24 protein-coding genes are annotated in these 21,684 nt (G+C 63.6%); 5 read left to right on the top strand and 19 right to left on the bottom strand.

The genetic code is table 11. The annotated features are described in order from the left end of the window. Positions 1-155 precede the first annotated feature (155 nt). Positions 156-938, top strand: a complete 783-nt coding sequence (locus tag AC0J5Z_RS02905; protein WP_475037323.1) for a VOC family protein — start codon at positions 156-158, stop codon at positions 936-938. Here AC0J5Z_RS02905 and AC0J5Z_RS02900 read toward each other — a convergent pair whose 3' ends face one another. Both AC0J5Z_RS02900 and AC0J5Z_RS02895 read right to left on the bottom strand, forming a co-directional pair. Then, a complete protein-coding gene (locus AC0J5Z_RS02900) occupies positions 939-1,823 on the bottom strand; it encodes a PaaX family transcriptional regulator (RefSeq protein ID WP_475037322.1) in 885 nt (294 codons plus the stop codon). 158 nt (positions 1,824-1,981) lie between these two features. Beyond that, the gene (locus tag AC0J5Z_RS02895; RefSeq protein WP_475037321.1) at positions 1,982-2,362 is read right to left on the bottom strand and encodes a hypothetical protein; all 381 of its coding nucleotides are present in this window, start codon (positions 2,360-2,362) and stop codon (positions 1,982-1,984) included. 205 nt (positions 2,363-2,567) lie between these two features. Here AC0J5Z_RS02895 and AC0J5Z_RS02890 point away from each other — a divergent pair, with 205 nt between their 5' ends. After that, positions 2,568-3,101 (top strand): hypothetical protein, encoded by a 534-nt coding sequence (locus tag AC0J5Z_RS02890; RefSeq protein ID WP_475037320.1) that lies wholly within the window; start codon positions 2,568-2,570, stop codon positions 3,099-3,101. Between the two features lie 79 nt (positions 3,102-3,180). On the opposite strand, the gene AC0J5Z_RS02885 is transcribed toward AC0J5Z_RS02890, so the two are convergent. The 7 genes from AC0J5Z_RS02885 to AC0J5Z_RS02855 are packed head-to-tail and all read right to left on the bottom strand — an operon-like array spanning position 3,181 to position 11,305. Continuing rightward, complete coding sequence (locus AC0J5Z_RS02885) at positions 3,181-3,525, bottom strand: acyl-CoA thioesterase (protein WP_475037319.1); 345 nt, start codon at positions 3,523-3,525, stop codon at positions 3,181-3,183. Positions 3,526-3,533: 8 nt separating this feature from the next. Next, entirely contained in the window at positions 3,534-4,901 is a 1,368-nt protein-coding gene (locus AC0J5Z_RS02880) for an MFS transporter (RefSeq protein ID WP_475037318.1), read from the bottom strand. Between the two features lie 2 nt (positions 4,902-4,903). Then, on the bottom strand, positions 4,904-7,294 hold the full coding sequence (locus AC0J5Z_RS02875; RefSeq protein WP_475037317.1) for a bifunctional salicylyl-CoA 5-hydroxylase/oxidoreductase: 2,391 nt from the start codon (positions 7,292-7,294) through the stop codon (positions 4,904-4,906). Positions 7,295-7,309: 15 nt separating this feature from the next. Next, on the bottom strand, positions 7,310-9,001 hold the full coding sequence (locus AC0J5Z_RS02870) for an AMP-binding protein (RefSeq protein WP_475037316.1): 1,692 nt from the start codon (positions 8,999-9,001) through the stop codon (positions 7,310-7,312). Between the two features lie 58 nt (positions 9,002-9,059). Next, on the bottom strand, positions 9,060-9,932 hold the full coding sequence (locus AC0J5Z_RS02865) for an acyl-CoA thioesterase (RefSeq protein WP_475037315.1): 873 nt from the start codon (positions 9,930-9,932) through the stop codon (positions 9,060-9,062). A gap of 3 nt (positions 9,933-9,935) precedes the next feature. Beyond that, a complete protein-coding gene (locus AC0J5Z_RS02860; protein ID WP_475037314.1) occupies positions 9,936-10,418 on the bottom strand; it encodes a cupin domain-containing protein in 483 nt (160 codons plus the stop codon). 32 nt (positions 10,419-10,450) lie between these two features. After that, positions 10,451-11,305 carry a fumarylacetoacetate hydrolase family protein gene (locus tag AC0J5Z_RS02855; protein WP_475037313.1) on the bottom strand — a complete coding sequence of 285 codons (855 nt, stop codon included), beginning with the start codon at positions 11,303-11,305 and terminating at the stop codon, positions 10,451-10,453. 136 nt (positions 11,306-11,441) lie between these two features. Here AC0J5Z_RS02855 and AC0J5Z_RS02850 point away from each other — a divergent pair, with 136 nt between their 5' ends. Both AC0J5Z_RS02850 and AC0J5Z_RS02845 read left to right on the top strand, forming a co-directional pair. Continuing rightward, positions 11,442-11,840: a RidA family protein gene (locus tag AC0J5Z_RS02850; RefSeq protein WP_024818696.1), complete on the top strand. Its 399-nt coding sequence runs from the start codon at positions 11,442-11,444 to the stop codon at positions 11,838-11,840. Between the two features lie 41 nt (positions 11,841-11,881). Then, the gene (locus AC0J5Z_RS02845) at positions 11,882-12,265 is read left to right on the top strand and encodes an iron chaperone (RefSeq protein WP_475037312.1); all 384 of its coding nucleotides are present in this window, start codon (positions 11,882-11,884) and stop codon (positions 12,263-12,265) included. Between the two features lie 48 nt (positions 12,266-12,313). Here AC0J5Z_RS02845 and AC0J5Z_RS02840 read toward each other — a convergent pair whose 3' ends face one another. After that, positions 12,314-13,552, bottom strand: a complete 1,239-nt coding sequence (locus AC0J5Z_RS02840) for an IS110 family RNA-guided transposase (protein ID WP_475035764.1) — start codon at positions 13,550-13,552, stop codon at positions 12,314-12,316. A gap of 81 nt (positions 13,553-13,633) precedes the next feature. Here AC0J5Z_RS02840 and AC0J5Z_RS02835 point away from each other — a divergent pair, with 81 nt between their 5' ends. After that, positions 13,634-13,765: a hypothetical protein gene (locus AC0J5Z_RS02835; RefSeq protein WP_475035766.1), complete on the top strand. Its 132-nt coding sequence runs from the start codon at positions 13,634-13,636 to the stop codon at positions 13,763-13,765. Between the two features lie 79 nt (positions 13,766-13,844). Here AC0J5Z_RS02835 and AC0J5Z_RS02830 read toward each other — a convergent pair whose 3' ends face one another. The 9 genes from AC0J5Z_RS02830 to pcaH form a co-directional block, all read right to left on the bottom strand. After that, positions 13,845-14,648, bottom strand: a complete 804-nt coding sequence (locus tag AC0J5Z_RS02830) for an IclR family transcriptional regulator domain-containing protein (RefSeq protein WP_475037311.1) — start codon at positions 14,646-14,648, stop codon at positions 13,845-13,847. Positions 14,649-14,877: 229 nt separating this feature from the next. Next, on the bottom strand, positions 14,878-15,546 hold the full coding sequence (locus AC0J5Z_RS02825) for a 3-oxoacid CoA-transferase subunit B (RefSeq protein ID WP_475037310.1): 669 nt from the start codon (positions 15,544-15,546) through the stop codon (positions 14,878-14,880). A gap of 2 nt (positions 15,547-15,548) precedes the next feature. After that, on the bottom strand, positions 15,549-16,232 hold the full coding sequence (locus AC0J5Z_RS02820) for a 3-oxoacid CoA-transferase subunit A (protein WP_026547714.1): 684 nt from the start codon (positions 16,230-16,232) through the stop codon (positions 15,549-15,551). A 5-nt stretch (positions 16,233-16,237) separates the two neighbouring features. Further along, entirely contained in the window at positions 16,238-17,458 is a 1,221-nt protein-coding gene (locus AC0J5Z_RS02815; RefSeq protein WP_475037309.1) for a thiolase family protein, read from the bottom strand. Between the two features lie 76 nt (positions 17,459-17,534). Further along, positions 17,535-17,972 (bottom strand): 4-carboxymuconolactone decarboxylase, encoded by a 438-nt coding sequence (gene pcaC / locus AC0J5Z_RS02810; RefSeq protein ID WP_475037308.1) that lies wholly within the window; start codon positions 17,970-17,972, stop codon positions 17,535-17,537. Continuing rightward, on the bottom strand, positions 17,969-18,772 hold the full coding sequence (locus AC0J5Z_RS02805) for an alpha/beta fold hydrolase (RefSeq protein WP_475037307.1): 804 nt from the start codon (positions 18,770-18,772) through the stop codon (positions 17,969-17,971). The genes pcaC and AC0J5Z_RS02805 overlap by 4 nt, the downstream gene beginning before the upstream one ends. Further along, positions 18,765-20,177, bottom strand: coding sequence for a lyase family protein (locus AC0J5Z_RS02800; RefSeq protein WP_475037306.1), 1,413 nt, complete (start codon positions 20,175-20,177; stop codon positions 18,765-18,767). The genes AC0J5Z_RS02805 and AC0J5Z_RS02800 overlap by 8 nt, the downstream gene beginning before the upstream one ends. Then, entirely contained in the window at positions 20,174-20,767 is a 594-nt protein-coding gene (pcaG, locus tag AC0J5Z_RS02795) for a protocatechuate 3,4-dioxygenase subunit alpha (RefSeq protein ID WP_475037305.1), read from the bottom strand. Before pcaG ends, AC0J5Z_RS02800 begins: the two co-directional genes overlap by 4 nt. A 4-nt stretch (positions 20,768-20,771) precedes the next feature. After that, positions 20,772-21,644, bottom strand: a complete 873-nt coding sequence (pcaH, locus tag AC0J5Z_RS02790; RefSeq protein WP_475037304.1) for a protocatechuate 3,4-dioxygenase subunit beta — start codon at positions 21,642-21,644, stop codon at positions 20,772-20,774. Positions 21,645-21,684: the final 40 nt, after the last annotated feature.

The following is a 21,684-nucleotide window of genomic DNA, read 5'->3' as shown; positions in this document are numbered from 1 at the left end:
GGGCGGCGGTTTTGTGGCCGGCGCAAAATCCGGAGTCGAAATCGTGTCACGAATCGGGATAACGGCGCACTTTATAGTGGCTGCCTCTCCGACGTTCGGCGCATCGGGTGTTCGGGGAGTCAGCCACCCCGTAGAGCCCTACCCCGAGGAGTCCCGTGTCCACCAAAATCTCGAGCTGGCCTGCCGCAACACCCATGTGGGTGGACTTGGGCGTCGACGACCTCGCAGCCGCGAAGGCTTTCTACGCGGACCTGTTCGGCTGGGAGTTCGCATCCGGCGGTCAGGACGCCGGGGAGTACCTCCTGGCACACATCGGCGGGCGTGCCGTGGCAGGCGTGGGCCCCAAGCAGGATCCCGGGATGCCCACCGTGTGGACTACTTTCCTGGCGTCGGACGATGTTGACGTCACGTCCGCGAAGGTCAAAGCGGCGGGCGGACAGCTGATTGCGGCCCCGTTTGATGTGATGGAATCCGGTCGCATGGCTTTAGCCATTGACAACGTCGGCGCGGTCTTTGGCGTCTGGCAGGCCGGCACCCACATCGGGGCCGAACGCGTCAACGAGCACGGTACTCTGTGCTGGAACGAGCTCCACACCCGCGACTACGCTGCGGCGCGATCGTTCTATTCCGAGGTTTTCGACGTCAGTTATCAGGATGTCTCCGAGGAAGGCTTCATCTACTCCACCATCCTCAGGCCCTTGGACGGGCGGGAGGTCGGCGGGGTCCACCACGACACCGCCCTTCCCGAGGACGTGCCCAGTTACTGGATGACCTGGTTCGCCAGCGACTACGCCGAGGGTACTGCCACACGGGCGGTAGAGCTTGGCGCCACCCTCATGGGCCCCGTCGCGGAGAGCCCCATGGGACGCATGGCAGTTGTCCGGGCGCCGCAGGGTGAAGTTTTCGGCATCATCGACGCACCCCACACCAGCGAGTAGTCAGGCGGCCGCCGGGTTCAAGGCCTCAGCGATAACCTCATGCGCGTGGGCCGCTGCCAGGGGCGCCGCCAAGCGGTGTACCGCCTGGAACGTCTTGCGCACCGCTGGCCCGTGCCACTCGGGTGGAAGGTAGTCGGCGGGGAGGTTCGGGTCCCGGTACGGGAACTTGCGCCACATGGTGAGCATGGGAATGTAATAGCGGAATGCGTCGCGCCGCAGCTCTTCTGTGGACGCAGCCAAGGCAGCTTCCGGGTCGTCGCCTACCCGCTCGATCCATTGCGTCTCCGCGCCTTCGTACAGCTCAAGGAATTCGGTGAACTGCTGATCGAGTTCCTTGAGGTCCCACCACTCGGAAATCTTGGGCCGCATGGGTCCATCGAATACATAGTCGCTCCGGAAAAGATCCACGAACTCGATCAGCCCGCTCGCGGTGAGGCGTTCCCGGGCCTGCTCCAGCTTGTGCGCGGGCGCGATCCACACACCATTCGCCACCGAGCCAAAACCAAGTGCCAGCAATGCGGACCGCAGCTGGTGCCTGCGGTTACGCATCGATTCCGGCACCGAGAACACGGCCAGCACCCAGGTATCCACCGGCGCAGGCTGCTCGGGCGCGAAGATCCGCCGGTCCCCTTCACGGAACACGTCGCTGACGGACTCCGAAATCTTGTACTTGGCGATCCCGCCCTCGCGGACACTCTTCAGAACGCCCTTGCCCTTGAGCCGAGAGACCGACGACCTAACCCCTGGAGCGTCGTAACCGAGCGAACCCAGCATGGAGATCAGCGCAGAGACCGGCAAGGCGTCGCCTGCGTTCCGGCCGTAGAGGCCGAAAATCGTGACGAGCAGCTGCTGGTGGCGCACCGGGGGTGCCGGGACGGCGAACATCGAAGGGCCCTCATTTCCGCGCCACAGGTCCGGCGCCAGTCCAGTTCATCATAGGTGCGGTGATGGTCCCCGCCGAGTTGGCAGCAAATGCCGATGTTCTGGCCCGACATTGGGTTTAACTGGAGTGTCGCGGGACGTGCGTGTTCTTCCCGGCGGGATCAGCCCAGCGAAAGAAGCAAGAAAAGGACTGCGAGAACCAGCGCCACCGGAGTCATGACGAATCGTTCGGGCTTGCTTCGGGAGATCGCATTCATGGCAATACCCACAGTGAAGTAGGCAGTAAGAACCCACATGAAAATGGCGGTAAAGGGTTCGCTGACCAGCACCGGCACCAGTCCCAATTTCGCCAACGCCGTATAGCCGAAGAGGACATACAGCACGATGGAAACCACGCTGCCGATCCTCAGCTTGCGCGGCAGGACCTCGTGCTGGCCACCCCACGCGAACCGCCCGATGGGGGCACCAGCCACCAAGGCCAGTTGGAAGATGGCCAATGCGACAAGAATTATGCACGCGAGAATCGCGTAGAGCTGCTCCACCGGCTAAGCGTAACCGCCGGGCACCCGCGCCACCGATGAACCCGACATGAACGTGAACGGAATACATCATGGACCGAACGCCAAGCACGAAAGACTCCGAGCAACTGGCCGCATCATAGTAAGCATGCTTACTATGGAAGCACGCTGTTTCGAGGCTGACACCACCTCGAAGGGTCCTTTCCGTATCAACGATAGGAAGCACATCATGGCAGGAAACCTCGTAGCCCGTTCCATTCACGACCTCACAGCCGCAGCATGGTTCGGCGGCTCGCTGATGGGGGCCATCGGACTTAACGGTGCCACAGCAGAAGCCAAAGACCCCACCGAGCGAACGCGACTCTCAAGCAGAGGCTGGGGCAAATGGGCTCCGATTCAGACAGCAGCTTTTGCCGGGCATTTGGCTGCAGACCTGGCCATCGCCTGGGAGAACAAGGGGCGGATTGCCAAGCAGGACAGCGTCGCCGCAAACACTATCTACAAGACAGTGGTGACCTTGGCCGGAGCAGCCGTGACCTTGTATGCAGGCGTGGTGGGCAAGAAGGTGGATGAGCTCTCGGGCGAGGGCGCCGAGGGTGCCACGGAACCGCGCGCTGGCGCCTCGGATGAGTTGAAGGCCGCCCAAACACAGCTGAAAGCACTTCAATGGGCCATTCCGGCGTTCGCAGCCTGGGTGATCATTCTCGGTGCCAAGCACGGTGAGATGCAGCGACCCAAGAACATCCTGAAAGGGCTGCGCTAGCCAACAAACCCCTCGCCGACATGGCAGTTAATGACAGTCCCAGCGCGCCGGATTGTCATTAACTGCCATCTCGGCGGAGCTATTCGGCTGCTGGCACACCCTTTACGGCGCGGACCAGGTGTTCCGGCCAAGGCTGCGCTGCGGCGGCGCCATTGGGGACGTGCACCGTGGTGACCGTCCCGAGCGCGCTGATCTTCACCGTGGCGGTGATGCGCTGGCCAAACCACAACTTGGCCTTGTAATTGATCACTTGCTGTACGCGGGGAGCACTGGGGAAATAGTCCGGCAGTTCCAACGTCCGGAAGAGCTCGGCCTCGGCGGCTTCAACCCAGCGCAGGATAGCTGAGTTGTGTTGGTGTCCGGAGGCGTCGGTGTCCACCCACTCCACCGTTCGCTCGACGCACGCCTCCGGAAACCTGTCCACGATTGCTCCTAGCGGGCGCTGACGGCGGCGTCGGGATGAACGTCGACGGCGGCAATCGGCACCTCGGGCTGTGGCTTCGGAATCATCGCCACGGCACCTGCTGCAAGTACGGCAATGCCGGCGAAGATAGCGAAGTTGGCCTCAAACGGCAGCTTCGAGCCGGCAATCCAGCCACCGATCAACGGCCCGGAGATGGCACCCAAGCGGGCAAAGCTCAAGGCCCAACCCGTTGCGGTACCGCGCACCTTCGCCGGGTAGTAGTCGGCGATGTAACCGGTCAGGACCAGCGACGTGGAGATGGAACCAACACCCGCGAAGGCAACGAACAGCAAGTTGACCACCATGGTGTTGGGGAAGACCAGCAGCATGATGCCCAGCCCGCCCAGGATGTAGAACACCACCAGGATGAGCTTTTTGCCGTACTTGTCCGCAGCTCGGCCTAGGAGCAGGCCGCCAATGGCGGAGGCGAGGCTGAAGACCAGGAGGAACGTCAGGGACGAGCCGAGGTCGTAACCGGCCTTCTTCATGATGCTTGGCAGCCAAGTGTTCAGCCCGTAAACGAGGACCAGGCCACAGAACAGCGAGATCCAGAAGAACACCGTTGAACGCAGGTACTTCCGCGAGAACATGGTGGTGATGGTCTTCCACCACGGATCGGCCTGCACGCCTTGGGCCACAGGAGCTGCAGGAGCCATGGCAACAACCGGCGTGTAGTTGGCAATGCTCAACTTGGCGGCCAAGGCCTTCGCTTCGGACTTCCGGCCCTTGGATTCCAGGAATTCCAAGGACTCCGGGAGGAACTTCCAGATAATCGGAATCAGCACCACCGGTGCTGCGCCGATGGCAACAACCGCACGCCAGCCTCCCATGGGCAGGACGAACAGAGCGGCGAGAGCGGCGGCGACGATGCCCAGCGAGTAGCCGGAATACATGAGGCCGTAGTTGTAGGAGCGCTTGTTCGGCGCAGAGTATTCAATGGTCAGGGCTGCTGCCACCGGAATGACACCGCCCATGCCCAAACCACCGATGAGCCGGAAGAGTCCGAAGAGCTCCGGTGTCGGAGCCCACGCGGCGCCGGCCTGGGTAAGCGTGAAGATCGCCATGGAGGCCAGGAGCATCTTCTTGCGTCCCACGAGGTCACTGAGCGTCCCAATGAACAGGGCGCCGATAAGCATGCCAATCAGGGCATATGAGCCGAGGCCGCCCAGAGCCAGCGGGCTGAGGTTCCATTCCTTGTACTCGGCGAGAGCGGGAAGGATGGCTCCAAGAACGCCGACGTCATACCCTTCGGCGAGGATCGCGAGCCAGCAGCAGAACAACACCAGTCCGGTGGTCTTCTTGGGCACGTTCCAGTTATTGACCGGTGCGGTGGCCATGGCTACTTCACCAAAACCGATGCAGCGGCGGACTCGGGGGTCCAGCGAAGGTGGGTGTTGGCCTCTTCGATGTCCGCTTCCTTCAGCAAGGACAGGCGGGGGCGAACGGCGTCAGTGCGCGAGCTCGGCGGTTTGCGGCGTCCCGCGCGGAACTGCGGAATCCACTGGGCGCCAGGGCCTTGGTACTCCTGTTCAGCAGCAGCGTGCAGGGTCCACTGGGGATCGTAGAGGTGGGTGCGGCCCAAGGCGATGAGGTCCGCACGGCCCGCGAGGAGGATGGAGTTCACGTCGTCGTAGCTGGAGATAGCGCCGACGGCGATCACAGCCACGCCTGCCGGAGCGGCGACTTCCTGACGGATGCGGTCGGCGAACGGCGTCTGGTAGCTGCGTCCGAAGGCCGGCTTCTCTTCCTTGGCGACCTGGCCCGTGGAAACATCCAAGCCGGCGGCGCCGTGCTCAACGAACGCCTTGGCAATGGACACGGAATCGTCGGAGGTGTTGCCACCCTCGATCCAGTCGGTAGCGGAGATGCGCACCGTGACGGGCTTGCCGGCAGGCCAAGCCGCGCGAACGGCGTCGAACACTTCCAACGGGAACCGCAGCCGGTTCTCCAAGCTGCCACCGTATTCGTCGGTCCGCTTGTTGGACACCGGCGAAAGGAAGGAAGACAGCAGGTAGCCGTGGGCGGCGTGGATTTCCAGGAGGTCGAAACCGGCCTCATCGGCACGGACCGTCGAGGCGACGAACTCTGCCTTGATGGCGTCCATGCCGGCGCGGTCCAGCTCCGCCGGGGTTTGGTTATCAGGACCGTAAGGCAATGCGGAAGGGCCAACAGTGTCCCAGTTCCCGGACTCGAGCGGCTGGTCAATGCCCTCCCACATGAGCTTGGTGGAACCCTTGCGACCCGAGTGTCCAAGCTGGGCGCCGATCTTGGCAGTGGAACGGCTGTGAACGAAGTCCACAATCTCCTTCCAGCTATCGCGCTGGCCGTCCGTGTAGAGGCCGCTGCAGCCGGGGGTGATGCGGCCGGTTTCGGACACGCAGACCATCTCCGTCATGACCAGGCCGGCACCACCCAGGGCTTTGGACCCGAGGTGGACCTTGTGAAAGTCGCCCGGGATGCCGTCAACAGCTGAGTACATGTCCATGGGGGAAACCACGATGCGGTTCTTGAGTTCCAGTTCCCCGATGCGGAACGGCTGGAACATGGCTGGCGCAACCTCGGCGAGGCCCTGGGACTCCGCGAAATCACGGTCCACCGCGTTGGCGAACTCCGGGTCGCGGAGACGCAGGTTTTCCTGGGTGATGCGTCGGCTGCGGGTGAGCAGATTGAACGCGAACTGGGTGGGGTCCTGGTCCTTGTACTGGCCGATGCGCTCAAACCACTCAAGGGATGCCTGGGCTGCACGCTGCGTGGAAGCGACGACGGGCCTGCGCTCAGCCTCATATGCCGCCAGCGCAGACTCAACATCTGCGTGCTCGTGGAGGCAAGCAGCCAGCGCCAGCGAGTCTTCCATGGCCAGCTTGGTGCCCGAGCCGATGGAGAAGTGTGCCGTGTGGGCAGCGTCGCCCAGGAGCACTACGTTGTTGTGGCGCCAGCTCTCATTGCGGACCGTAGTGAAGTTGATCCACTTGGAGTTGTTGGTGAGGACCTCGTAGCCGTTGAGTTCCTCGGCGAAGATCTCGCGGATCTTGGCGATGGCCTTCTCATCCGAGACGCCGGGAGGGAAGACCTCGTTGGCGGTCTCGTCGAAGCCGGCCGCGTGCCATACGTCCTGGTGCATTTCCACGATGAACGTGGAGCCCTCATCCGAGTACGGGTAACCGTGGATCTGCATGACGCCCCACTCGGTTTCCTTCACGAAGAACTTGAAGGCCTCGAACACCTGATCCGTACCCAGCCACATGAACTTGTTGGTCCGCATGTCCAGCTTCGGCCGGAAGGAATCAGCGCACTTGGCACGGATCTGCGAGTTGATGCCGTCCGCGGCAAGAACCAGATCGTAGTTGGCTTCAAGTTCCTCAACAGCCGGGGCCAAAGTGCTGAACCGTACGTCGACGTTCAATCCGATGCAGCGGCGCTGCAGCAGCTCCAGCAATTCCTTGCGGCTCATCGCAGCGAAGCCCTGGCCGCCCACCGTAATCATCTCCTCGCGGAAATGGATGTCGATGTCGGACCAGCGGGCGAAGCGGCGGCTCATGTACTCGGCCACCACAGGATCGGCGTTGCCGATGCCACCCAGGGTCTCATCGGAAAACACGACGCCGAAGCCAAAGGTGTCGCTGGCAGCGTTGCGTTCCCAGAGGGTGATGTCGTGCGACGGGTCCAGCTGCTTCATCAGTGCTGCGAAGTACAGGCCACCGGGGCCGCCTCCAACGATTGCGATTTTCATGGGTGTTTCTCCTTCTCAGGCCTGGCTCTGGCCGGCAGGGGTAAGTTGTTCGGTGTTCGCTTTGCTTTGAGCGGCGTCCTTCAGAAGGCTGTCGCGGAGCTTGAAGTGCTGGAGTTTGCCGCTGGGGTTGCGGGGCAGTTCAGTGACGAAGCGGACGTCGCGGGGGTATTTGTACGGGGCGATGGCCTGCTTCACGAAGTCCTGGATTTCCTTGCGCTTTGCGGCGTCGCCGGTGACGCCTTCGCGCAGCACGATGAAAGCGCACACGATGCTGCCACGCTCTTCGTCCGGAATTCCGATGACCGCGTTTTCCACCACGTCGGGGTGCTGGTCGATGGCCGTTTCTACCTCGGGTGCGCCGATGTTGTAACCGGATGAGACGATCATGTTGTCCGAGCGGGCCTGGTAGGTGAAGTACCCGTCGGCGTCCATGGCGAACGTGTCGCCGGTGACGTTCCAGCCCCGGACCACATAGTTCGCCTGCCGCGGATCGTCCAGGTAGCGGCACCCGGTGGGGCCAACGACGGCCAGGCGACCGATGTTGCCCGGGCCGAGTTCGTTGCCGTCCTCGTCCAGGATGGTGGCCCTGAACCCCGGAACGGCCCGGCCCGTGGTTCCCGGGCGGATGTCGTCTCCCGCGGCAGAGATGAAGACGTGCAGCATCTCCGTGGCGCCGATCCCGTTGACCAACCGCAGACCTGTTGCCTGGTGAACGGCTTCCCAGGTTTCCTTGGAAAGGTGCTCTCCAGCAGAGACGGCAACGCGGAGGCCGCGAAGGAGGTCGCCGCGCTTCTCCTTCAGGATCGCGCGGTAGGCCGTGGGGGCGGTGAAGAGGATAGTAGCCCCGGCCTTTGATGCATGCTCGGCCAACTCCACCGGGCCCGCCTTTTCGGTCAGGAGGGAGGATGCGCCGAAACGGAGCGGAAAGACCACCAAACCACCCAGACCAAATGTGAACGCCAGCGGCGGCGAACCAGCGAAGACGTCATCGGCGGTGGGCTCAAGGATGTACCGGGCGAAGGTGTCCGCATTGGCAAGGATGTCCCGGTGGAAATGCATGGTCACCTTCGGCACACCGGTGGTGCCCGACGTCGGACCCAGCAGGGCAACGTCGTCAGCGGCAGTGTCCACAGCAGTGAACTTGCCGCTCTTGTGCTCGCAGCGGGAGGTGAGATCGCCGTCGTCGTCGAGTCCGTTGCCGGCTCCGTACGTGAGGACGGTGACGTCATCCCCGGCGGCGACCGCGAGCTCATCCACGAAGCGGTGATCGGAAATGGCCACCACCGGCTTGGTGAGTTGAATCAGCGTGGAGACTTCATTGGAGCGCAGCATGGGCATGGTGGTGACCACCACGGCGCCGGCCTTCAGTACACCGAGCCAGGCAGCGACTATCCAGGGGTTGTTGGGCCCGCGCAGCAACACGCGGTTGCCTGGAACAACGCCGAGGTCTTCTGTGAGGACCTGGGCCACTTGGTTGGAGCGCTGCTGGAGCTGACCGTAGGTCCAGACAACGCCGTCCGGGGTCCGCAGGGCCGGGCTGTCCGCGCGGTACTGCTCGACGCCGTCGTCGATCAGTACCGCAGCAGCATTGAGCCGTTCCGGGTAGTGGAGTTCGGGAAGGGTGAATTCAAGCGCAGGCCAGGTATCGGCAGGCGGCAGGTGGTCGCGGGTGAACGTGTCCACGTGGGCCGATGGCGTCATGCTCATGGCCGTTCCTTTCAGTGGTGCGTCGTTGAAGCGGATGGGGTTGGGGGTTCGAAACTGTTTAGGAGCCGGCCCGGATCATGCCCTCTTGGGCCACCGTGGCAAGCAGTCTTCCTTGCCGATCGAAGAAGCGGCCCATGGCGAGGCCCCTGTTGCTTTGACCGGAGATGGCGTCCTGGGCGTAGAGCACCCAGTCGTCCGCGCGACCGTCGCGGTGGAACCACATCGAGTGATCCAGGCTGGCGGTGGCGAGTCCCGGGCTGGACCAGTTGAGTCCGTTCACCCGGAGCAGCGGCTCCAAAATTGTGTAATCGCAGACGTAGGCCAACGCTGCGCGGTGGAGGTCGGCGTCGTCGGGCAGGGTGTCAAAGGCCTTGACCCAAATCGCCTGCTGCGGCACCGAACCGCCTTCCAGCTCGATGTATACCGGTCCTGGAATATGACGCATATCGAAGCTGCGGCCCGTGGACCAGTAGTCCGCCGCCGGACCGTCGGTTCCGTCCAGAGCTTCTGCCGCGGTCCGTAGCGATTCAGGCTCGACGGCGGCAGGAGCCTCAGGCTGGAAGTCCGGCCCGTCCTCGGGAACCTGGAACGAGCCCATGGCCGCATAGACGGGCTTGCCGTTCTGAAAGCCCCGGACGGTGCGGGTGGAGTACCCGCGGCCGTCCCGAAGACGCTCCACTTCGTAGCGGACACTGGAACCGATATCCACCGGACGCATGAAGTAGCTGTGCATCGAGTGCAAAGTCCTGTCAGCATCAACGGACCGCATCATCGCGGCCGCAGCCTGTGCCACCATGTCTCCACCATAGGCTTTGGGCCACGGCACGTACTGGGTGGTTGCTTCGTAGGCTTCGTCGAAAACCTCGGCCGTTGCGGGCGTGAGTTCAACGGCCTTGAGGAAGGTCTCGGACGTCAGGGTTCCAGTGATCATGGCTTAGGCCCGGCGGTAGTCGGCGAGGGTTTCGTCGGCGACGTCTTCGAGGTTGACCACCAGGTTCTCCGGCGTACGGGCCGTCAGCCAGACGAGTTCCTCTGTGATGGACATGTTGGCTTCTACGTGGGGCATGAACGGCGGAACGAATACCCAGTCGCCGGCCTTCATGTCGATGAACTCTGAATAGTTCTCGCCGAAGTAGATCCGGCCATGGCCGCGGAGCACGTAGCCACCGGTCTCTGCCTCGCCGTGGTGGTGCGGGAGTGAGCGGTAGCCGGGGGTGTTGGACACCTGGCCGAACCAGATCTTGGTTGCCGGGGTGTGCTGGATGCTCACGCCGGAGACGCGGATGCAATCGCCGGACTGCGCCGTGTTGGTGTCTTCAGCACCGGCGCGGGTGACTACAGGGACAACCTTGCCGTCAGCCTGCGCGTAGATGGAGTTGTCGCCTTCGAGGCGGTAATCGGTGGTGGTCTGGCTCATTAGGTCTCTCCTTTTAGTGAGGTGTGGGGCTTTTAGGCGTTTGCCGGGACTGGTGCGTGGATCCGGAACTGGTTCTCCAGCCGGCCTATCCCGTCGATTTCGGTGGTGAGGACGTCGCCGTCCTTGAGGAAGCGCGGCGGGGTCATTCCCATCCCCACTCCCCCAGGCGTGCCCGTGAGGACGAGGTCGCCGGGGCGCAGGGTGGTGAACTGCGAGATGTAGGACAGGAGCTGTGCCGGGCCGAACACCAAGGTGCTGGTGTTTCCCTGCTGCACCAGCTCGCCGTTGACGTAGCCGCGGACATCGAAGCTTTGCCCGGCCTCGTCCGCCGTCAGCATTTCCGGACCCACCGGCGTAGTGCGGTCAAAAGCCTTGCCCTGGAACCACTGCAGCGTCCGGTTCTGCCAGTCGCGCATGGATACGTCGTTGGCAACGGTGTACCCGGCAATTGCCTCACGGGCTTGGTCTTCGTCCGCACGGAACAGTTCAGAACCCACGACGACGGCGAGCTCGGCTTCCCAGTCGACGCGGCCGCTGCCGTGGACTTCTACAGCGTCGTTTGCTCCAACCAGCGTGTCCGCGTACTTGGCGAAGAGGGTGGGGTATTCGGGAAGGTCCCGGCCCATCTCCTGAATATGGTCACCGTAGTTCAGGCCGCAGCAGATGACTTTGCCTGCACGGGGCAGGAGCGGTGCCAGGTCAGCATCGGCGGCTGGAACGACGGTCTGCTCCTTGGACTCGGCGGCCCCTTCCACAACAGCACGCCAATCCGGCTCGGCCAGGAGGGCCCCGACGTCAGTGGCGGGCAACGCAAGGTAGGAGCCGGCACCCGTGGCGAGTGCCGCCGTCGTACCTCCGTTGGCCGTGCGCAAGGTGGCTAGTTTCATTGCGGATTCCCTTCGAGATTTTGTGATGTGTCGACTTTTTTACGATCGTCACATATGCTCAACGTAGCATGGCGGAAATGATCTGCACAGAGGCTTTCCGAAAGTTTTTGCAGTTGCCACAACGAGGAGGAACAGCATGAGCCACACGACGATCAACCCGGAATCGCTGCCCAAGCCATCGGGTTTCGCGCACGGCATCCTTGCCGGCAACACCGTTTTCCTGGGCGGGCAGACGGCCTTGGACAAGAACATGAACATCGTTCCCGGCGGAATCGTGGAGCAGTTCACGCAGGCGTTCTCCAATGTGATCACCACGCTGCGCGAAGCCGGCGGACAGCCCGAGGACCTCGTCAACGTGACCATCTACCTCACGGACGTGGACGACTACATGGCCAACGGCCGCGAAATCGGACGGATCTGGCGGGAAATGGCGGGATCGCAGTACCCCGCAATGGCCGGCATCGGCGTCACGCGCCTCTGGCAGAAAGAGGCCCTGATCGAAATCCAGGGCATCGCGGTGATTCCGGAACGCTAAACCTCTGGCCCTTGCAGGTGCGCGTAGTGAAGCATGTCCCTATGGGAACCGTCACCGAATATCTTGAGGGCGTCAGCGAGGCCAACCGCTCGATTCTGGAGCGGATCGTGGGGATCGCCCGCGAGTTGGCCCCCGACGCCGAGGAAGGCATCAGCTACGGAATGCCGGCACTGCTGGTTGATGGCAAGGGCTTCCTGAGTGTGCAGGAAACCAAAAAGCACCTGGCCCTGTATCCGTTCAGTGGTCAGATCCTGCCGAAATGTCGGAGGAGCTTGGGGGTTATTCGTGGTCGCCGGGAACGCTGCGGTTTACTGCGGACAACCCCGTACCGGACTCCATGGTGCGTCGGATCCTGGAGACCCGGTTGGCTGCGATCCGGAAGTATTCCGCCTGACCCAACTGAGTCGCAGTTAAGCGCGTTTTGAGCCCTCAAAACGCGCTCTACTGCGACCTAATACGAAAGTAGTGGTGACTCAGGCTGCGGTGGTTGGGCTGATGGTGACGTTGTAGCCGAGGTTGTTGAGTTGTTTGATGGCGTTGTTTTTCGCGCGGGATGGGTTGATGCGGGTGAAGTGGTCTGCGCCCGGGTCGGTGTAGCACTCGCCGTTGGCGAGCATGTGCCATGCCGCTGTCAGGATGGAATGCTCGATCGCTACGACCGCTCTCATGGGTCCGCGGCGGGCTGCTATGCGGTGGTATCTGGCTGCGAGGTACGTGCCTTGCGTTCGTGTCGCTGATAGGGCTGAGGTGCCGAGAGCGGCTTTGAGGTATTTGTTGCCGGGCATGATGTGGCTGGACTTGATCCTCCCGGCGGATTCGTTGGCGCTGGGACAGACGCCGGCCCAGGACGCGAGCCGGGCCGGCGTTTCGAAGACGCGCATGTCTGCACCGGTTTCGGCGATGATCACTTCGGCAACTTTGAGGGATACTCCGGGGATGGTGGCCAGGGCCTGCCTGGCTTCACGAAAGGGTTCCATAGCCTCCTCGATCCGCCCGGTGAGCGCCTCAATGGTTCGGGTCTGGGCATCGATCTGGTCCAGATGCAGCCTTGCCATGAATGCGTGGTGAGGCTTGAACCTGCCGGTAAGGGCATCAACAAGGGCAGGGACTTTGGAGCGCAAGGTTCCTCGAGCCATTCCTGCCAATACCTGAGGATCACGTTCTCCGCTGATCAAGGCCTCAAGCATCTCTCTGGACGAGACCCCCATCAGGTCCGAGACCTCCGAGGAAAGCTTGATTCCCGAGCTCTCCAGAAATTTCTCCAGCCGCTGGATCTCTCGGGTCCTGTCCCTGCCGGCGATAGCACGGGCGCGGGTCAGGTCCCGGAGTTCACGGATTGGCTCGGGTGGAACAAAGGAACCCTTGAGCAACCCGTAAGCGGCCAACTGCGCCAACCACGCCGCGTCCGAAACATCGGTTTTGCGCCCGGGGATATTCCGTGCAGCCTTGGCATTGACCAGCATCACCGGCAACGTCTCTTCAAACAGATAGAAGAAGGGCTTCCAGTAATCGCTGGTCGCTTCCATCACCACGGCAGAAACCCGTTCACGCTCCAGGAAGTCCCGCAGTTCCAAGATCGATTGTGTGGTTGCACCCCAGGTCGTAACCCGTGAGATGTAAGTCCCCGCCCGCGTCCCCGGAACCCGGACACAGACCTTCGCGTCCCGCTTGGAAATATCCAACCCCGCGGCCCGCTCGTGCACGATATCCATTGCACCCTCCTACCCCTGTAGCTCCTTAGTTAGGTGTCTGCCACGGGGAGGACAGGGAAACTATTCAGGAATCTAACACTCGTGCTCAAAGCAACAATCCACGGTGCCCGTGGAGTCCTCCGGGTCACGCTACTTGACGGGCACAAAGGCACCAAGGTCACAGCGACCTCAACCACAGCAGACAATCCCATGATCCACCGCCCCGCCCGGTAACAACAGACCCGTGTTACACCCCGCACACACTTTCTAACACCACGGTGCGGCAGCGCCGCCTGACCGCTACTTGGGTGGGTCAGTGCTTCGCGGAAACGTCCTGCGAAATGGCGTTTGCCGTCGCGACTACTTCCTGGCGGACGGCGTCGAGGTACTTCCCGGGGTCCGGCTGGGCGGCAACAGCTTGGGCCTGAAGCGACACGTTGATGGCCGCGACGTTGTCGCCGTTGTTGTGGTTCCACACCGGCGCAGCGATGGACATCAGGCCGATTTCCAGCTCCTGGTCAAGCAAGCACCAGCCCTGCGCACGGACATGCTCGACGGCGGCCCTCAAGTCGGGCACGCTGGCGACGGTTCGCGGGGTGAGCGGGGTGAGTTCCGCCGTCGTAAGGTAAGCCTCCAGCTTGGCTTGCGGCAATCCGGCAAGCAGAACGCGCCCCATTGACGTGGCGTAGGCCGGGAACCGCGTACCGACGGTGATCCCGACGTTCATGATCCTGCGCGTCGCGACGCGGGCAACGTAGAAGATATCCGGACCGTCCAGGACGGCGGCGGACGTCGACTCTCCCAGCTTCAGGCTCAGCTGTTCCAAGTGCGGCTGGGCCAATTGGGGCAAGGACAGCGCCGAAAGATACGAGTAACCGAGTTGCAACACCTTGGCCGTGAGGGCGAAGGTCTTGCCGTCGGTGCGGACGTAGCCAAGCTCAACCAGCGTGTGCAGGAACCTCCGGGCGGTGGCGCGCGTCAGGTCCGTGCGGGCTGCCACTTCGCTGAGGGTCATCACCGGGTTATTTGCGTCGAACGCCCGGATCACGGCCAGACCCCGTGCCAACGACTGAACATACTGGTCGCTGGCCTGCGGGGTTACTGCGGAATCGCTCATGGTTACCAATCCTAGGGTGCGTTGCGGGGCCTACTCTGCGCGCTATTCCATGACAGGGCCCACGCCGCCCGGGTTCCCTGACCGAGCTTGCGAGGTTAGGGAGGCGGTGGGGATGCAGAGCGGGCCTCGCAACGGGGATGGCGCAACTTGCGGGGCCTGCTCTGCGGGCTCTCCCCAGGAAATACCCCGCAGAGCGGGCCTCACAACGGGGAGCTCGCACTTGCGGGGCCTACTCTGCCTTCTTCAGGGGCAGCGGAACGAGCTCCTGGATTTCTTCGAAGGTGCAGCCGAACGTCTCACGTACGGTGACGCCGTCGGGACCTGTCAGGAACACTGCTTTGTCCGTGTACACGCGTGTCACGCAGCCGACGCCTGTCAGCGGGTACGTGCACTGTTCCACAAGCTTGGATACGCCCTCGCGCGTCAGCAGCGTCATCATCACGAAGACGTCCTTGGCGCCCGTCGCCAGGTCCATCGCGCCACCCACGGCGGGGATGGCGTCCGGGGCGCCGGTGTGCCAGTTGGCGAGGTCGCCCGTGGCGGATACCTGGAATGCACCGAGGACGCAGATATCCAGGTGCCCGCCGCGCATGATCGCGAACGAATCAGCATGGTGGAAGTACGAGGCCCCGGGCAATTCGGTGACGGGGATCTTGCCAGCATTGATCAAGTCACCATCAACGTCATCCCCAAGAGCGGCCGGGCCCATGCCGAGCATCCCGTTCTCCGTGTGGAGCGTGATGTTCTGTTCCTCGGTGAGGTAATTGGACACAAGAGTGGGCTGGCCGATGCCCAGGTTCACGAACGAGCCGGGAACGATGTCGCGGGCCACCAACTGGGCAAGCTCATCGCGGCCCAGTGGCTTTTCGGAGGTCTGGATGCTGATTTGGGTGCTCATGATCAGGCCACCTGTTCTGCGCTGGAACCGCCGACGCGGACCACACTGTTGACGTAGATCCCCGGGGTCACCACGTTCTCCGGATCCAGGGAACCGGTGGGCACGATCTCCGAGACCTGGACGATGGTGTGCTTGGCAGCGGCTGCCATGATGGGGCCGAAGTTGCGGGCAGTTTTGCGGTACACGAGGTTGCCCTTGCCGTCGGCTTTGAGTGCCTTGATCAGCGCGACGTCGGCGTGAATCGGGGTTTCGAAGACCTGCCATTTCCCGTCCAGCAAGCGGGTCTCCTTGCCCTCGGCCAACGTGGTGCCGTAGCCGGTCGGCGTGAAGAATCCGCCAATTCCAGCGCCAGCGGCACGGATGCGCTCGGCCAGGTTGCCCTGCGGGACCAGTTCCAGCTCGATCTCGCCGGCGTGGAACTTGGCGTCGAAGTGCCAGGAATCGGACTGCCGCGGGAAGGAACAGATCATCTTGCGGACCCGGCCTTCCTTGATCAGCAACGCCAGGCCCTGGTCGCCCTGGCCGGCGTTGTTGTTCACCACGGTCAGATCCTTCGCACCGCAATCCATCAGCGCGTCGATCAGTTCGAACGGCTGCCCGGCATTGCCGAACCCACCGATCATCACCGTGGAACCGTCCTTGATGCCGGCGACAGCCTCGCCAACGGTGTCAATGAAATTCAACATGATCCCTAGGCTCCTTCCGAAACACCGGCAGTGACGTTTTCGAGCACCACGGCCAGGCCTTGGCCCACGCCGATGCAGATGGCCGCAACACCCCACCGCTTACCGGAAGCCTGCAAGGAACGGGCGAGCGTCCCGAGGATGCGCGTACCGGAAGCACCGAGCGGGTGGCCCATGGCGATCGCCCCGCCGTGCTGGTTCACGATTGAGGGGTCGATCCCCCACGCGTCAACGCACGCCAGCGATTGCGCGGCGAACGCTTCGTTAAGTTCGACGGCGCCCACCTGGTCCCAGCCGATGCCCGCCTTCGCGAGGGCCTTGTTCGCGGCCTCCACGGGTGCGAAGCCGAAGAACTGGGGGTCGTTGCCGTGCGCGCCGCGGCCGGCGATACGGGCCAGCGGTTCGATACCAAGGATCGACGCAGCGGCTTCCGAACCGATCCACGCAGCCGAAGCGCCATCAGACAGGGGTGAGGCATTCCCTGCGGTGACCGTGCCGCCGTCGGACCCCGAACCCTCGGGACGGAACACCGTCTTCAACCCGGCCAGCTTCTCCGCGGAAGAGCCGGCACGGATGCCTTCGTCACGGACCAGGTCAGTGCCCGGAACCGCTGTAACCAAAGAATCGTAGAAGCCTTCGTTCCACGCAGCGTCAGCCAGGTTGTGCGAATCTGCCGCGAAAGCATCCTGCCGCTCACGGGTGATCCCGTACTTCTCGCGGAGGCGTTCGGTGGCTTCACCCAGGGAGATGGTCCAGTCCTTGTTCATGGCCGGGTTCACCAAACGCCAACCCAACGTGGTGGACGCCAGGGTCATATCCCCGGCCGGGTAGGGTTTGGAGGTCTTCGGCAGCACCCACGGCGCACGCGACATGGATTCCGCGCCGCCCACCAGCATGAGTTCGGCGTCGCCGGCGTTGATCTGCCGCGAAGCGATGATCGCCGCGTCCAAAGACGAGCCGCAGAGACGGTTGACCGTTGTCCCCGGAATGGAGACCGGGAGGCCGGCCAGCAGGGTGGCCATGCGGGCGACATTGCGGTTTTCCTCGCCGGCACCGTTGGCGTTGCCGAACACCACTTCGTCGATCCGCTCAACATCAAGCCCCGGCGCCCGGCGAACGGACTCACGGACCACATGGGCAGCAAGGTCATCGGGACGGACAGCAGCAAGTCCGGAGCCGAACTTGCCAAAGGGCGTGCGCACGGCGTCGTACACGAAAGCCTGGTTCATGGGTTTCTCCTTCTATCTGCCCAACTGAGTCGCAATAGTGCGCATTTTGAGGGGTCTAAACGCGCTTAACTGCGACTCAGTTGGGTTCGTTGGCGTCGATTTCCGCGAATACTTTTTGGGCCGTCTTGAAAGCCGAGTTGGCCGACGGCACACTGCAATAGATGGCGGTCTGCAGCAGGATTTCCTTGATTTCGTCCCTGCTCAGGCCGTTGTTGAGGGCCGCCCGGACGTGCATGGCGAGCTCCTCCCAGTGACCGTGCGCCACCAGCGCCGTGAGGGTGACAGCGGAGCGCATTTGCCGGCTCAGACCGGGCCGCGTCCAAATCCCACCCCAGGCGATCCTGGTGATCATGTCCTGGTAGTCCTCGGTAAAGGAATCCTTGTTGGCGTTTGCGCGGTCCACGTGCGCGTCGCCGAGCACTTCGCGCCGGACCGCCATGCCGGCGTCGTAAATCTCCTGCGCGGTGGCGTCCGGCTGAACAGCACCATTCCGTCCGGCAGACAAAGAGGTCATCGTCCGTTCTCCTTCATGAAGGCGCGCATCAGCCCGGCCACTACGGCAGGCGCTTCTGCGGGCGCGAGGTGCCCGACGCCGTCGAGCGCTTCCACCACTGCGAAACCGCCACCAGCGTTGATTCCGGCGGCCGTCTCTTCAGCCATCGACGGCGCCGCTACGGAATCCTCGACGCCGGCGATCACCTGGGTGGGGACGGTGATGCTGCCGAGCTGCTCGCGGACGTCGAACGCGGCGAGGGCTTCGCAGCAGAACGAGTAGCCAAAGCGGTCGGCGTCGCGGAGGGCGTGCAGCAGGCGGCTGCTGATCTCCGGCTGGCGGTCCATGAAGCCCGGGCCGAACCAACGTTCAGCGGAACCTTGGATCATGACGGGCGTGCCGAGTTTGCGAACGGTTTCAGCGCGCTCCAGCCAACCCTCTGGTGTGCCAAGTTTGGCGCCGCTGCACTGGACGGACAGGCTGCGGAGCCGGTCTCCGTGCTTGATGCCGAGCTGCAGGCCGGTGGCCCCGCCCAGCGAAACACCGGCGTAGTGGAAGATCGCGCCCGGACTCACTGAATCGACAAGATCGACGACGGCGTCAGCCAGTTCCGCGACATCGAAACCTTCAGTGACCGTCGGCGAGATGCCGTGACCGGGGAGGTCCCAGCCGATGACGTCGTAATCGGCGCCCAGGAGTGCGGCGGTTTCGGTCCAGAGAATGGTGGACGTGCCCAGCGACGGACCCACCACCAGGAGCGGTCTGGCCCCCGGTTCGCGCTGCGGGGACAGCAACACGGCCTTGACAGTGGGCTTAGCCACGAGTGGCTCCCTTCGATGAGAATCCGGGGTGGGCGGCGAGGATGCGGCGGCTGATCTCCTGCGCTTCACCGAGGTAGCTTGCGGGGTCCAGGCGCGCTTCGAGCTCCACATCGGACAGCTTGTCCGCAGGAACCGTTTCGCGCAGCAGCTTGGTGTAGATCCGGGACTGTTCGGCGGCGGGCGCCTTCAGGGTCTCGTCGACGACGGCCTGCAGCTTCTGTTTTCCGTCCTCGCCCAGCAGAGGAGCAACGGCGGCAGCCACACCTTCGCTGAGCAGCAGCGGACCTGAAAGTTCGAGGTTCCGGCGCATGGCATCCGGGAAGACGCGGAGGCCTTCCGTGAGTTCGCGGAGGTGTCCGGCTGCGCCCAGGGCCAACGCGAGCAGCTGACGCAAAGCAGGCCATTCGCTGTGCCAGGCGCCGTCGGGTCGCTCATCGTTGAAGGTGGCCGCAGCCAAGTGCAGTTGCGATGCGAGGCCGGGAGCCTGCAACGCCGCGCTGCGAATCAGCACCGAGAGCACTGGGTTCTGCTTCTGCGGCATGGCGGACGAAACACCACGCCCGGCCGCCAAAGGTTCGCCGAGTTCCGCAACTTCAGGCCGGCTCAGGAAGAGCAGGTCCGCCGCGATCTTGCCGAAGGAATCGATGAGTGCAGCGAGGCCGTCCCCCAGCGCCGTAATGGCCAACCGGTTGGTGTGCCATGGAGCGGGAGCCGGTGCGAGGCCAAGTGCGGCAGCCCACGAATCCGCCAGCGTGAAAGGGGTTGAACCAGTGCCGGCAGTCAGCTTGGTCGCGGAGGCCAACGTCCCGCCAGCTCCACCGAACTGCACTGGCAACTCCAAGGACTCCAACCGCGCAGCCGCAGCCGCGACGCCCTGGAACCACTGGGCAGCTTTGAGCCCGAACGTGTACGGAAGCGCATGCTGCGTCAGGCTCCTGCCCACGCACAGCGTGTCCGCGTGCTGCACCGCCAAGGTGGCGAGCGCCGTCGTCGTGTCTTTTACGTCAGCCAGCAACGCAGAAACGGTGCGGCTGGCGAGCAGCATCAGGGCGGTGTCGAGGACGTCTTGGCTGGTCAGCGAGGTGTGGACGGCTCTACCGGCGCCGATGCCGGAGGTGTCCAAGGACTTGACCCGGGCGCGCAGCTCGCCGAGCAGCGGAATCACCGGGTTGCCGCCACCTTGGGCGCGTTCAGCGATTTCGGCTGCGTCATATGAGCCGGCGTCGGCGGCTTCGGCCACCACAGCGGCGGAGCCGGCAGGGACCAGCCCCGCTTCCTCGAGGACGCCAGCCCAGGAGGCTTCGACGTCTAGGACTGCCGCGATGACGGCACGGTCGCCGGTCAGCGCCGCCACAGTGGACGACGCCGAAACGGGGCTAAGGAGGCCGAAGTCGCCGTCGGTCATGGCTGGTTTTCCGTTACCAAGTCGAGCGAGCCGTCCTGCTGGAAGTCCAGGAAGACGGTCTCCTCCCCGCCCTGCAGGCGGATGTCCCAGGTGAGGCCTCCGTCGGGGTCGCGGCGGGCGATCAGCGTCTTGCGGCGCTCGGGGTCGAGGGAGCTCAGCAAAGGATCGTTGGCCAGTGCTTCCTCGTTCTCCGGCAGGTACACGCGGGTGAAGAGGCGGTTCATGAGGCCACGGGCGAAGACTGCCACGGAGATGAACGCCGCCGCTCCCGGCGCCGTGGGGCCGGGATTGACAGTCGTGAAGGTGTACACACCGGAGTTGCCCACGGAGCCACGGCCCCAGCCGGTGAACGTGTACCCGTCGCGGACCAGGGAGCCGGTGCGCTGGACGATGTTGCCCTCCGAGTCGGGCTGCCAGATCTCGAGGATGGCGTCCGGAATGGTGTTCCCGGCGCCGTCGTACACCGTGCCTTGCAGGCGGATGCTGCCGGGGCTGCCCGGAGCCAGGAGTTCATTGTCCTTATTAAAGGGAAGGGCGTAGCCGTAAAACGGGCCTACGGTCTGGCCTGGTGTGGGTGTCAGCTTGCTCATGTGCTTACTCCTCGTCCCCGGCGTCGCCGTATGCTTCGTTTTCCGTCCAGGTCCGCTTGGAGCCGGTCAGGATGATGTCCCACTTGTAGCCGAGGGCCCACTCGGGGCTGGTGAGCTCGTGGTCGTACTCCGCCACGAGCCGGTCGCGGGCGTCCTGGTCCACGATCGACTGGTAGATGGGATCCAGCGGGAACAGCTGGTCACCCGGGAAGTACATCTGCGTGACGATGCGCTGCGTGAACTCCGAGCCGAACATGGAGAAGTGGATGTGGGCCGGACGCCAGGCGTTCAGGTGGTTCTTCCACGGGTAAGCGCCGGGCTTGATGGTGGTGAAGCTGTACGAACCGTCCGCGCCCGTGATGCAGCGGCCGACGCCCGTGAAGTTCGGGTCCAGCGGTGCGGGGTGCTGATCGCGCTTGTGGATGTAGCGGCCGGCGGCGTTGGCCTGCCAGATTTCCACGAGTTGACCGGCAACAGGGCGGCCGTCGCCATCCAGGACACGGCCAGCGACGATGATGCGCTCACCCTGTGGCTCGCCGTTGTGCTGGATGGTCAGATCCGACTCAAGCGCGTGCACGTCCTGGTGACCGAACGCGGGCGAGTAGAGCTCGATGGTTTCCGGGTCCGCGTGGTGCAGGCTCTTGGTGGGGTGGCGCAGGATGCTGCTGCGGTATGGCGCGTAGTCCAGGCGCGGCATGGTTTCCGGACCCCGGCCGTTCTTCAAGGCCTCCGCGTAACGGTCGCTGATGCCCTTCATCTCACCACTGAGATCCGCTTGGGTTTCCACCTTCTTGGGAGAACCATGTGCGGCCTGCGGCTCTGCCGGAGGCACGAGCTCCTCGGATTCGAGCGCCTGTGCGGTCTGTTCTTGCGGCACGGCGGGCTCCTTTCGATTGACGGGTTCTTGGCGGTTTACG

The organism is Paenarthrobacter sp. TRD_SC_7 (genome assembly GCF_056156245.1).
This window is presented reverse-complemented; position numbering and strand designations above follow the sequence as displayed.